Origin of the sequence: Leptolyngbya sp. Cla-17 (assembly GCF_016807185.1) — a bacterium.
Classification (GTDB): Bacteria; Cyanobacteriota; Cyanobacteriia; order Leptolyngbyales; family Leptolyngbyaceae; genus ULC077BIN1.
The window spans coordinates 165,809-177,276 of the sequence record NZ_JAEVYN010000001.1; the positions used below are offsets into that span (position 1 = coordinate 165,809).

Sequence of the window (11,468 nt, forward strand, 5' to 3'; positions counted from 1 at the left end):
AGAGGACTTCTATTCTATGCTCGTTGCTTCAAAGAAAGAAGGCAACGAAGCACACTGTCAAATCTAGAGAAGTCTCGCTACCCTGTAGGCAGTGAATGGTTATGACAGCAGATTTTCTTGGCTTAATTTAATCGGTTGACTTAGAGGAAATAGGGTGCATTTTTCAGCAATTCCTACTTTGACCGACTGCAATTATTCATTTTTCCAGCGCAGACTATGACCTCCTATCTTTCTGATCTATTAGTTCCTGATACAGCGTTGTCTGTTACTGGATTGACTACCTACATTCAAGCGCTACTTGAGCAAGATACTGAGCTTCGGCAGGTTTGGGTGACAGGAGAGGTCTCTAGTGCGACTCAATACCGAAGTGGATTGTTTTTTACACTGCAAGATCCTGCTGATAAAGCAGCGATTAGCTGTGTGGTTTGGAATAACCAGATCGATCGCCTAACGATTCTGCCAACTCAAGGAGAACAATTTATTATTTTAGGACGGATTCAGATTCACCCCCAGCGAGGGCAATATCAACTTATTGTGTGGCAAGTGTTGCCAGCCGGCGAGGGGCTGCGGGCACTGCGCTATAAGCAGTTACGGAGCCGTTTAGAAGCAGAGGGCTTGTTCGATTCAGTGCATAAGCAGGTATTACCCACCCATCCTAAAGTCGTAGCAGTAGTCACCTCGCCTCAGGCAGCAGCGTGGGGAGACATTCAACGGACTTTACGGCAACGGTACCCAGGTTTACATGTGTTGTTTTCTCCAGCATTAGTTCAAGGGGATCAGGCTCCCGATTCGATCGCGAAAGCAATTCATCGAGTGATCGTGGATAATAGAGCGGATGTACTAATTCTATCACGCGGAGGCGGAGCAACTGAAGATATGGCGTGCTTTAATGATGAGCGGGTTGTAAGAGCGATCGCTGAGTCCCCTATTCCTATTATTACGGGGATTGGACATCAGCGGGATGAGTCGCTGGCAGATTTGGTGGCAGATTGTTGCGCTCACACACCAACCGCTGCGGCTGAGCAAGCAGTTCCTCAATTGGTAGACTTGTATGCCGAGCATCAAGAACGGGCATTGACTCTCAGTGATGCCCTCCAGCATCGGCTGGAAGTGACTCGCGATCGCTTGCAACGGGTGCGGACTCGACTACAGAAACTCAAGCTAGATCATAGATTGAACTATGAAGTTCAAGCATTAGGGTGGATGCGACAGCGGCTAATTCAAAGCAACGGGGATCGGTTGCAACAGGCGACCCAGCATACCCAGTTATTGCAGCAAAAATTGAATACACTTGACCCACAAGCGGTTTTGAAGCGAGGCTATGCAATGGTGCGATCGACAAACAGTGACATTGTGCGATCAACCGCCACATTATCATTGGGTCAAGATCTTCTTATTCAGCTATCTGAGGGGCAGGCAACCGTCACTGTAAAAGAAATCTTAGATGCTTCATCCTAATAATTCTCCGCAATCCTAAAATGTTTGCGATCCCATAAGGCTAAATTACCGCAATAGCTTCTTTGTAAGAGTAATCCTGTGAGCAACTTAACTAATTCCACTGGAGCAGACACCAACTACTTAAAACCTGACAATAGCGAGCAACCATCTGTTCGTCTCCAGGATGGATGGCGCTATGAGGCAACGGTGAAAAAAATTGAAGCCGCGATCGCTCAAATTGAATCGGGAGAGTTAGATCTTGCCGATGTATTGGATCAATTTTCAGAAGCCGTTGAAGATCTACGGCTCTGCGAAACCTTTTTGAGCGATCGCCAGCAACAAGTTGACCTGTTAATTGAAACCCTGAGCGATCAGCCACAGTTTTAAAGGCGAAGAGTAAAGGGTTAAGGAGTGGCAAAGTTCAATCTTTGTACTAGATCCTGCCTCCTATCGTTATCTCCAGCCCCTCTCGCCGCCTGCCCTACGCCCTATCTTCCTGAACTCCACCAAGATGAGCTGGAGTTGCTGCCAATCAGTTGTTGCACCTTGGCACGAATTTGAGCATGGCGAGTGCTACTGCTGACGTTCATCAAGCTACTTTGGCTATAACCTACAGTGGTTAGCAAGCGAGTGCCTACTTCATCAGCTTGGCGGTTCATTTGAGCCGTGTAGTTGGGTTGAACCGCTTTACTAATGACGTTGCTCAACAATCCAGTCATTACGTTACCGACCAATCCATTACTGAAGCCCAGTTTGGGTGCCACCAGATTGCTAAGGGTTGGCAAGAGCCGAGTCAGCGTATTATACCAATTTAAATGGTTTCAATGACAGATAGTGCATTGAGGATAAAGGGGTAGCCCGTGAGAGAAGCAATCACTTGAGGGGTTAACTGGGATAAGAGTTGATCTACTCTGGATTGCAGTTGGTCAAGCGTTTTGAACGAAACCCACTTGAGATCCGCCTTGAGATATTCCCATAGCCTCTCAATTGGATTTAACTCCGGACAGTAAGGCGGTTGGAACACCAGGATAATGTTCTGTGGCACAATCAACGCTTTGCCTTTGTGGAACCGTCCGTTATCCACTTGCAGGATATTGAGACTATCGGGGTAAGCCTTGGAGAACTCATCCAAGAAGCATTGGTAGCACTCGGTATCGACATGGGAGAACTGCCAGAAAAAGGATTCTCCGGTGGCAGGTTCCACAGCGCCATAGAGCCAGAATGCTTTGAACACCCGTTGCCATGAGCCAATGGGTTTCACTCCAAAGGCTGTAATCAAACGCCCGATAATGGTATGCAGCCCAAAGCGGCTCTCATCCCCAGCAAAATAGCGAATAGGTCGTTTATCCTGGCGCACTTGCCGAGCGTATTGGCTCAACAAATCGAGGTCGTCTGCAAGGTTTGCTTAAATGCCTCTCGTTGTGCTCGGTTCTGCTTGAGGTTGTTGGGGACGAGCCACTTTTAGCTTGGCTTTGAGCCGATAACGGGTCATCTGGTAGACCGCATGATACTGGGCTTCTATTCCTAAACTCTCCAAGAGCCACTGCTGCACCTCCCCATAGCTGTCAAACCCATTGTCCGGTTCCTGCAATCGCTTTGCTAAGGCAACTTCTGCCCACATTGGAATCATCCGGTTGCCTCCTCCTGGCGTTGGCTTGACCACCAGCAATGCCTCTAATCCTTGTGCTCGATACAGCGCTAACCACTTTTGCACCGTGCCTCGATGCCTGCCAATTGCAACCGCGATCTGGCTGATGCTCGGTGCTTGCGCTCGTTTGAGCCAGTACAACACTTGCAATCGTTCTTTAACTATCGGCTGTTCAACCGTTCGCAAGCGGGTGCCTAACTCCTCGAGACTTTCTTTAATTACGATTGCGCTGACACCAGCCATGATTAGACTCTCACCTCTACATTCCTCAGTTTATCTGATCTGTAACTACTCCAATTTAATTTGGTATTAGTAGAATTCGTGCGATTGACCAATTTCATTGGGTGAGAGAGGGATGCATGTCCGATTTGGCGAGCTAGAACGTTTGCCAGAGATGCTGCAGAGTTAGCATTGGCGATCGCACCTGCACTGATGAACACCTTGCCGCCCGGAAGCGCCAAAGCTCCAGCATCGCGGTTTTTTACCACATAAATCTGGCTGAGCGGGATTTTGGGTCAATGCTTGCTGCAAGATAGAAATTGCCTCTTGACGGCGATCGCTAGCTTCTAAAGTTTGCGCCAACCGAAGATGCCCAGGAATGAATTCACCACACTCATTCCACTGAATCAACTCGCCTAAGGAGTTACCATTCACTCTTGTGAAACTGAACACAGCGATTTCCCTGGTACGTCAGAATTCCTGCATCTCCATTCCTTAGGGCTTCACATTCGGCTCTGTTGACACAAAACTTCTGATGCTGACCCAACGGTAATTCAAATATTGCAAAGTGGATGTTGTAAGCATCATCACAAATCTTGTCCACCACTCGTGCAGAGGCTGACCGAATCGGTTGTACAAAGATTCCTTGCTCAATCTCATCCGGTTGCAATTCTCGACTTGCTGCGTGTCCAAAGATAGCTCTAGTGCTGAGAAACAATGAGTACGAGAAAATCTAAAAGAGCTTGGAAGCAGGGTAGAACAATAACACCAATAAGTTCTTCCATAAAATACCTGTATTATGCCTATGCAAAAGATAGTGATTCGGTGATGCAGATTTTAATTAAGCCCTCTACACCACTAATCGCAATTACTTTTGTTCCTAACTGCATGGCAAGGTCATCCACAGTCATATCATCAAGAAAGCGGGGATCGTCGTGCTTCAACATGACAGAAGGAAGCAAAAGAGCATCACCCAGATCTTGTCCCTGAAGCGTGCCGAGAATATCTTGCCCGGTGATTAAGCCGGTCACGGAAATCTCTTGCCCCCAATAGTGGCTAGAGATCGCCACCATTCGCACCTCTAGCCCCTTAACATCATTTAATCGCTTTAACATCGGCTGAAACGCCAACTCCACAGCATTGCCAACGATCCAGGTAAAGCGACGGGTTGGAGACACGGCTTTGGGTAACTTTTTCGCTGCTTTTTGAAACGCTTTGAGAAACTGGCGAATCGAACCAACGCCATTGCCAATTTGGGGATAGTCTTCGTAATGTGATTCTGGCGGCAGTTCTCGCCCTGCAATCAAAAACCACTCATCCGCTAGCCAAACAAAAGTAGAGCCAAGCTGCTGTCGAAACGTTGTTTGCAGCGCTTGAACTTGATCAATCACTTCTTGCGCTTTTGCTGGTGTAACAGGAATTAGCTCATCATCATCAGGGCGAAAGCGGGTCAAGCCAACGGGCACCACAGCAACCGAAGCAACCGCAGGCAGATCGGTTTGGTGAAACTGTGCTAAATCTGTCAGGGTTTGAGTCAGATGCTGCCCATCGTTCACACCGGGACACAGCACCACCTGAGCATGAATCTGCAACTCTCGCTCTTGGAACCAACGCAAATAATCCAGCAGTTGTCCCGCGCGAGGGTTTTTCAGCAACCGAGTTCGTACCTCTGGCTCTGTGGCGTGAACCGACACATATAGAGGCGAGAGGCGAAGTTGCTCAATCCGATCCCATTCACGTTGGGTCAGGTTGGTGAGGGTGAGGTAGCTACCGTAGAGAAAGCTAAGACGATAATCATCATCTTTAAGGTAGAGCGTTTCTCGCTTGCCGGGGGGCTGTTGGTCGATGAAGCAAAACGGGCAACGGTTGTTGCACTGAATTAGCCCATCAAATAAAGCGGTTTCAAATTCTAAGCCCAAATCATCGTCGTAGTCTTTTTCGATTTCAACCTGGTGAGCTTTGCCGCTGACATCCAGGACTTCCAATTCCAACACTTCATCGGCGCATAGAAAGCGATAGTCGATCAGGTCACGAGGACGCTCACCATTAATGGAAACCAAGCGATCGCCAGCTTCAAACCCAATTTCTGCCGCGATCGAGTCGGGCAAAACACCAGTGATTAAAGCAGGACGAATCGACAATTCACTCATTGGGGGAAATCAATAGTTCGGGGTTGGGAGTTTGGGGTTGGGAGTTTGGGGTTGGGAGTTTGGGGTTGGGAGTTTGGGGTTGGGAGTTTGGGGTTGATATCTTTCTCCACACTTCTCCGTACTTCGTACTCCGCACCACTCTGCGCTTCTCCATTCTTACGTGTTTTTTAGCCAGCCGATCGCAACGGATGCTAGGAGCGTGATCCCAAATGCCAATCGATACCAAACAAAGACCCAGGTGCTTTGACGTTGCAGATATTTCAGCAACCACGCGATCGACAGATAGGAAAAAATAAAAGTGGAAAGAATCCCTGCCATCAGAGCAATGATGCTGTCAACGTTGCTGAAGGCTTTACGCGCTTGAAACAAAGTGGCGATCGTCAGAGTAGGAATGCCCAGCAAAAAGGAAAAGCGAGCAGCGGTTCCTCGCTGCAAACCTAAAAACATTGCAGTTGTTAAAGTTGAGCCAGATCGAGAAGCTCCTGGAAGCAAGGCGATCGTTTGCCCTAATCCAACTAAAATTCCATCCTGAATCGTGAGGGAGTCAAAATCCCGCTTCCGACTGCCAATTTTCTCAGCCAATGCTAACAACAGCGCCATCACAATCGACATGACAGCAATCAGCAGAATGTTGTCTGGCAAAACATCTTTCAAGAGAAAGCCAAATAACAAGGCAGGAATGGTACCAGCAGCAATTCCAACTAAAATCTTCCATTCTTCTTTCTGCCAGTCTTTTTGCCGATAGGCAGTCCATGCGCCCGACAAAATTTGAACAATATCTTTCCAAAAATACATAACGACTGCGATCACGCTACCAAATTGAATCGCATCCACGAAGTATTTTTGTCCCAGCGCATCCCAGCCAAAAACTTTTGTAAAAACAAGCAGGTGAGCCGTACTGCTAATGGGCAAGAACTCCGTAACGCCTTGCACCAAACCCAGCACGATCGCTTGAAATACTTCTACAACCAACCCAGGTGATTGAGCAGGTTCTGCTACTGTCAGCAACATTGTTGAAATCAAGATGAGTAGTCCTCCGCTTTCACTAAAGCTGTCAATTTTAAGCTGCTAATGTTTTGGCACCCGAATCGAGGCGTTTACTGACTAGCCGACATGGACTCCACAGCAAAGACTCTTTTTCGTAGTTAGTATGGCATTCGTTCGAGCAAGATTCGTCGTTTTCAATCCTCTCGGTTCATATCCTTACAAGTTGGCTTGCTATATCCAGTGGGTAGACCCAATCTGTAGTGTTCCCGCTACTAACAGAATTTTTTATCTTTAAGAGATTGGCTGCATCGTAAAACCTGCTGCTTGTCACTTTTACTGAGCCTCAAACTGTCCTTATTACATTTGGTTGAGCGCCCCCATCGAAGCTTAGCCTCTTTCACTGAGAGCAGATTTAAGAAGAAAGAATAGAAGCATTTCCCAGTCTATAATTGAAAGATATGCCCCCCATGGGGATAAATGGCTTCCTGTGTTATGTTAAATAACGTAAACTAGATAAGAAATATTACTAAATTTCACTGGCACCTTATTATTTATTAACCTACTTTGATCTCCTATCCTCCCCCTTCCACAAGCAGTTATGCGCCTGAATCAACCTTTTTACCTAAAGTTGACAGTGCAGTTGAAAGTATCTCTTTTGCTGAAGCGGTTGAAACAAAAGTTATCACGATAACGGGGCAGCACTGGCGTTTGTTTGCAGTGGCGGTGTTGTTAGTATCGGTGCCTGTATTTGTCCAGGCTCCATTGGTGCGATCGCTTCCCCTCATCAGCTTGCTGGCAACAGTGGGGTTATGGGCAGTGTCCAATCGCTTATCGGCTCAGCCCAAAAATCAGGTCTGGGGAGATTTGTTATTAGGTTTTACTTGGACTTGGTTGGCAGGTTCCCTCTATTGGGGTTGGTTCCGATGGGAGCCTTATTTTCACTTACCCATTGAATCAATTGGCTTACCGTTTGCGGTTTGGGGCATTTCTCGCAACCAAGGTAAAGTGGGTCATTTCTTTTATTTAGGTTCTCTTTTAGGGACAGCGATTACAGATATTTATTTCTATTTAGTAGATTTGATTCCCCATTGGCGCAAGCTAATGCAGGTGAGTGAAGAGTTAGCTCGTCCAATTTTTCATTCTGCGATCGCTCAAGTTCAAACTCCTTGGGGAACTGGTTGGGCTTTAGTACTAGCTATTTCGCTATTATCTTTTAGTCTTTTTCCCCTCCGCTCCTTAAAGCTACATTGGTGGGTATTTGGCGGCGCTGTTTTAAGTACAATTTTGGTAGACGGTCTATTTTTAGTAGCGGCTTGTATTGCTTAGTTACGAGTAGTGAAGTGTAATTCTGAGTTAAGCGGGGGGATGTCTATTCGCCCCTTGTCAGAGTACACTCGGAATGAAGAGTGATAAGCCACTCTTTGGCGCTACACTGGCACTGCGTTAATGTGTCGGGATGCATCCTAGGGGAAGTCTTTTCTTTAAATGCAGTCTGTGTTAACTACACAACCCACTCCTCATTTGCTGCTTCGTACCGATTCGGGTTACCGCCGCTTGCCGCTGGCTGGAACAAACTGCTGGACAGTGGGTCGCAGTGATGACAATAATTTCGTGTTGCCAGATCGGTGGATTTCGCGTAACCACGCCATGATGCAATACATGGAAAGTGGTGAGTTTTATTTGATTGACTTGGGTAGTCGTAACGGGTCTTTTGTAAACGGTCGTCGTGTTAGCATTCCCGTGACGCTCAAAAATGGTGATCACCTTACTTTTGGGCAAACTGAGCTCGAGTTCTACTGTCCATCTTCTAACCATTTTGAAGAGGCAGAGCCAGGAAGCGAAAAAGATTTTACTGCAACGGCAACCTTGCACGTGCGACGGTTAATTTCAGTCTTAGTAGTGGACATCCGAAACTTCACTGGATTAACCCGCCAGCTTGATGAAAAGATCCTTTCAGAAATGATTGGGACCTGGTTTCGTCATGCGGGAGAAATTATTCGTGAAAATGGCAGTTGGGTTGATAAGTACATTGGCGATGCGGTGATGGCAGTTTGGATTCATGGTGCGCAAGAAGTTGATAACCATGAGATGCTGCAAATTTTGCAGGCGCTCAACGCGATGCAAAAGATGACCACAGATCTTTATAATCACTATCCCTTACCGTTTCCGTTGCGGATCGGTGCTGGCATTAACACAGGTTATGCAATGGTAGGAAACACTGGCAGTGGCGATCGCCCGGATTACACTGCTTTAGGTGACACCGTCAACGCTGCTTTTCGTTTAGAAACTTCGACCAAGGAAATTGGTAAAGATATTTCTGTCGGCAAAACGACTTTTCAGTATATTTCAACCTTGGGGCATGGCTCCACGCCGTTGTCAGAACATACGGTCACGATGCATGGCTATGAGGCACCCGCGACCGCCTATGCTTGCACTTTCCCCGATCTTGAAGCCTTTCTCAAAAAACAAGAAGCTCTTTAAGACAATTCTTTAGCTCATCGTTTTGGACTCTGTTCCAACAGGTTCTGTCCACCAGTGATTCGCTTGCACTAAAGTATGAACTTGCCATGCAGGCTGAGTTTGTGGATAGTCTAAGCGGTAATGTCCACCCCGGCTTTCCGTGCGGAAGTTGGCACTTTTAAGCATTAAAATAGCGACTTCTAGCAAGTTTCGTGTTTCTCCCCATAGCCGTAAAATAGGCGCAATATCAGGTGAGGTCAATTCCAGTGTGAGACCGAAATTAAGAGCTTGTAGCGATCGACTAATGGGAAGGGCTGCAAACTCCTGTTGCCAAGTCTCAACTTGAGCGATCGCGGCTTTCATCTGGTCTTGATTTCGACAAATTCCAGCACTCTGCCACATTAAGCGCGGCAGTTCTCGCCGAAAAAGTTCTAGAGCCGCAATTTCTGAAGGGGTAGAGAGTAGAGCGAAAGGCGAAGGGGAAAAGTTTTGCTGACTAGTGCTCAGTCCCTCTTCGCCCTGTTCCCTGTCTCCTATTCTCTGTTCCATCTCTCTGAACTGGGCACCAAATACTAAACATTCCAGCAATGAGTTACTAGCGAGGCGATTGGCACCCTGTACGCCGGTGCTAGCGGTTTCGCCCACCGCATACAAGCCTGAAATGGAGGTGCGGTTGGCAATATCTGTAGTAATGCCACCCATCCAGTAGTGAGCTGCGGGCGCAACAGGTATCGGTTCATTAAAAACATCAATTCCCCAGCGTTTGCACACTTGAATGATGTTAGGAAAACGGTGCTGAAGTTTATCAGCGGGAATAGGACGCAAATCTAGCCAGACATGGGCAGTCGCAGGATCAACTTTGGTGGCTTGCAGATAGCTAAAAATTGCTCGACTCACCACATCTCGTGGTGCCAGTTCTCCATCAGGATGGTAGTCAAAGGCAAAACGCCGCCCTTGATCATCTACTAAATGGGCACCTTCCCCCCGAACCGCTTCGCTAATCAAAAATCGAGGCGCACCCGATTTAGTTAACGCGGTGGGGTGAAACTGAACAAATTCTAAATCGCGCAGAGCGACTCCGGCACGATGGGCGATCGCCACTCCATCCCCTGTACTTAATTCCGGATTTGTCGTCTGTGCAAACACCTGTCCGCCACCGCCAGTCGCCAGAATGACGGCTTCGGCACGAATCCAAGCTATTTGAGTCCCATATACAAGTGCGATCCCCAAGCAGCGCTGTGTCGTCTTATCCATCCAGAGATCAAGCGCAAAGCCTTGTAGCACCTGAATATTTTTTTGGATGAGAACTTGTTCTGCCAAGGTGCTCACTAGGGCACGCCCCGTAGTATCGGCGGCATGAAGCACCCGACGACGCGAATGAGCTGCTTCTAGGGTTAACGCTAAAGTGCCATGGTGACGATCGAATCCTACGCCCATTTCTACAAGCGCCCGAATACACTGTGGCGCTCGCTCTACCAAAAACTTGACTGCGTCATAATCGCATAACCCTGCCCCAGCGATGAGGGTGTCTTTGATATGCAGGTCCGAAGAATCATTTGGGTCAATTACAGCCGCAATCCCCCCCTGTGCCCAATCACTTGCTGAAAGGGAAATTGGCTCTTTAGTAATTAGACCGATGCTTAAATGTTTTGGTAAACAAAGAGAGGTGTACAGCCCTGCCGCCCCTGCCCCCACAATGAGTACATCAAAGGCTTGAAGAGGTGGCAGTTGAGACGTTGCTGCAAAGCTTGAAGACAAGGATTCGCTCCACAAAGTACTTTTAAGCTAATGGTGTTTCAAAGAATGATTGATAAAAAAGTTGGGCAGTAAAGGGGTAAAGAGACAGGAATGAGGATTCAAGCCGCAGTCAGCATGAGAGGATTTCTATGATGTGATTCCATCCTACTGGTTAGGGCTTTTCTGCACATTGGTTGAGTCAAAAATTATTCAATGCCAAATTAAGCGCAAAAAAAGTTGCTCTGTCGGTTTTAAGCCTGAACATGAGCAACTTTAAGGTAAGCGGTAGGAAAAGCGATTTAGCGATAGATACCGTTGTTGATTCGGTCTGCCCCTTCAACGAGTGCTGATTCCTGAGGGGTTGCGGTGAAACTATCTAGGTTTGCACGCAAGACTTCCTTTTGGCGATCGGTTAACCCATCAATCTCTAATACATCCTCCACGTTTTCGTAAGGCGCATTCTTCACAATCAAGCTTGCCAAAGTCGGATACATCCCTTGATATAGCCGAAATGACCGCATGTTGGTATTATTCAAATCAATTTTTGCACCCAACTCGCTCATTTTGTCGCTAACAACATCCCGAAGCTCAGCTTCTTCTACTTCTGCTGCTGCAAAGAATCTAGGTGCTGAGGCTACAGAGTTGAGCCTAAATTGAGCGATCGAAAGTTGGCTTGCTGGCGCATTTTGAGTAGCAGCCAATGCAGTTTGGCTTGAGCCTGACCAACTCAAAAAACTAACCATGCAGGTTACCAACAGGCAGAATAGTCGTTTCATAAAGTTCATACCTCCCATTGCATCCCACGGAATCTATGATGTGTGGCGTTTCTT

Annotated in this window: 14 protein-coding genes; 4 read left to right on the top strand and 10 right to left on the bottom strand. The window is 47.3% G+C overall.

Annotated features, from left to right (window positions below; all coding sequences use genetic code 11):
• Positions 1-216 precede the first annotated feature (216 nt).
• Both xseA and xseB read left to right on the top strand, forming a co-directional pair.
• The gene (xseA, locus tag JOY44_RS00785; RefSeq protein ID WP_171571901.1) at positions 217-1,458 is read left to right on the top strand and encodes an exodeoxyribonuclease VII large subunit; all 1,242 of its coding nucleotides are present in this window, start codon (positions 217-219) and stop codon (positions 1,456-1,458) included.
• Between the two features lie 78 nt (positions 1,459-1,536).
• The gene (gene xseB / locus JOY44_RS32120; protein WP_171571902.1) at positions 1,537-1,824 is read left to right on the top strand and encodes an exodeoxyribonuclease VII small subunit; all 288 of its coding nucleotides are present in this window, start codon (positions 1,537-1,539) and stop codon (positions 1,822-1,824) included.
• A gap of 101 nt (positions 1,825-1,925) precedes the next feature.
• Here the strand turns inward: xseB and JOY44_RS00795 are convergent, their stop codons facing one another.
• From JOY44_RS00795 to JOY44_RS00830, 8 genes are all read right to left on the bottom strand, one after another.
• On the bottom strand, positions 1,926-2,222 hold the full coding sequence (locus JOY44_RS00795; protein WP_171571903.1) for a hypothetical protein: 297 nt from the start codon (positions 2,220-2,222) through the stop codon (positions 1,926-1,928).
• 26 nt (positions 2,223-2,248) lie between these two features.
• Complete coding sequence (locus tag JOY44_RS00800) at positions 2,249-2,815, bottom strand: IS630 family transposase (RefSeq protein WP_171571904.1); 567 nt, start codon at positions 2,813-2,815, stop codon at positions 2,249-2,251.
• Between the two features lie 27 nt (positions 2,816-2,842).
• The gene (locus tag JOY44_RS00805) at positions 2,843-3,328 is read right to left on the bottom strand and encodes a helix-turn-helix domain-containing protein (protein WP_171571905.1); all 486 of its coding nucleotides are present in this window, start codon (positions 3,326-3,328) and stop codon (positions 2,843-2,845) included.
• A 2-nt stretch (positions 3,329-3,330) separates the two neighbouring features.
• Entirely contained in the window at positions 3,331-3,573 is a 243-nt protein-coding gene (locus JOY44_RS32740) for a M48 family metalloprotease (protein WP_197984860.1), read from the bottom strand.
• A complete protein-coding gene (locus tag JOY44_RS00815; protein WP_203032013.1) occupies positions 3,491-3,757 on the bottom strand; it encodes a tetratricopeptide repeat protein in 267 nt (88 codons plus the stop codon). Before JOY44_RS00815 ends, JOY44_RS32740 begins: the two co-directional genes overlap by 83 nt.
• The gene (locus tag JOY44_RS00820) at positions 3,729-4,022 is read right to left on the bottom strand and encodes a hypothetical protein (protein WP_171571907.1); all 294 of its coding nucleotides are present in this window, start codon (positions 4,020-4,022) and stop codon (positions 3,729-3,731) included. The genes JOY44_RS00815 and JOY44_RS00820 overlap by 29 nt, the downstream gene beginning before the upstream one ends.
• Before the next feature lie 85 nt (positions 4,023-4,107).
• Positions 4,108-5,454, bottom strand: a complete 1,347-nt coding sequence (locus tag JOY44_RS00825; protein ID WP_171571908.1) for a TIGR03279 family radical SAM protein — start codon at positions 5,452-5,454, stop codon at positions 4,108-4,110.
• 156 nt (positions 5,455-5,610) lie between these two features.
• Entirely contained in the window at positions 5,611-6,465 is an 855-nt protein-coding gene (locus tag JOY44_RS00830; RefSeq protein ID WP_171571909.1) for an undecaprenyl-diphosphate phosphatase, read from the bottom strand.
• Positions 6,466-7,005: 540 nt separating this feature from the next.
• Between JOY44_RS00830 and JOY44_RS00835 the strand changes: the two genes are divergently transcribed.
• Together JOY44_RS00835 and JOY44_RS00840 are read left to right on the top strand one after the other, a co-directional pair.
• On the top strand, positions 7,006-7,767 hold the full coding sequence (locus JOY44_RS00835) for a DUF3120 domain-containing protein (protein WP_171571910.1): 762 nt from the start codon (positions 7,006-7,008) through the stop codon (positions 7,765-7,767).
• Positions 7,768-7,926: 159 nt separating this feature from the next.
• The gene (locus JOY44_RS00840) at positions 7,927-8,922 is read left to right on the top strand and encodes an adenylate/guanylate cyclase domain-containing protein (protein ID WP_171571911.1); all 996 of its coding nucleotides are present in this window, start codon (positions 7,927-7,929) and stop codon (positions 8,920-8,922) included.
• 9 nt (positions 8,923-8,931) lie between these two features.
• On the opposite strand, the gene nadB is transcribed toward JOY44_RS00840, so the two are convergent.
• Both nadB and psbU read right to left on the bottom strand, forming a co-directional pair.
• Positions 8,932-10,659, bottom strand: coding sequence for an L-aspartate oxidase (gene nadB, locus JOY44_RS00845; protein ID WP_197984861.1), 1,728 nt, complete (start codon positions 10,657-10,659; stop codon positions 8,932-8,934).
• A 278-nt stretch (positions 10,660-10,937) separates the two neighbouring features.
• Positions 10,938-11,414 carry a photosystem II complex extrinsic protein PsbU gene (gene psbU, locus JOY44_RS00850; protein ID WP_171571912.1) on the bottom strand — a complete coding sequence of 159 codons (477 nt, stop codon included), beginning with the start codon at positions 11,412-11,414 and terminating at the stop codon, positions 10,938-10,940.
• Positions 11,415-11,468 lie beyond the last annotated feature (54 nt).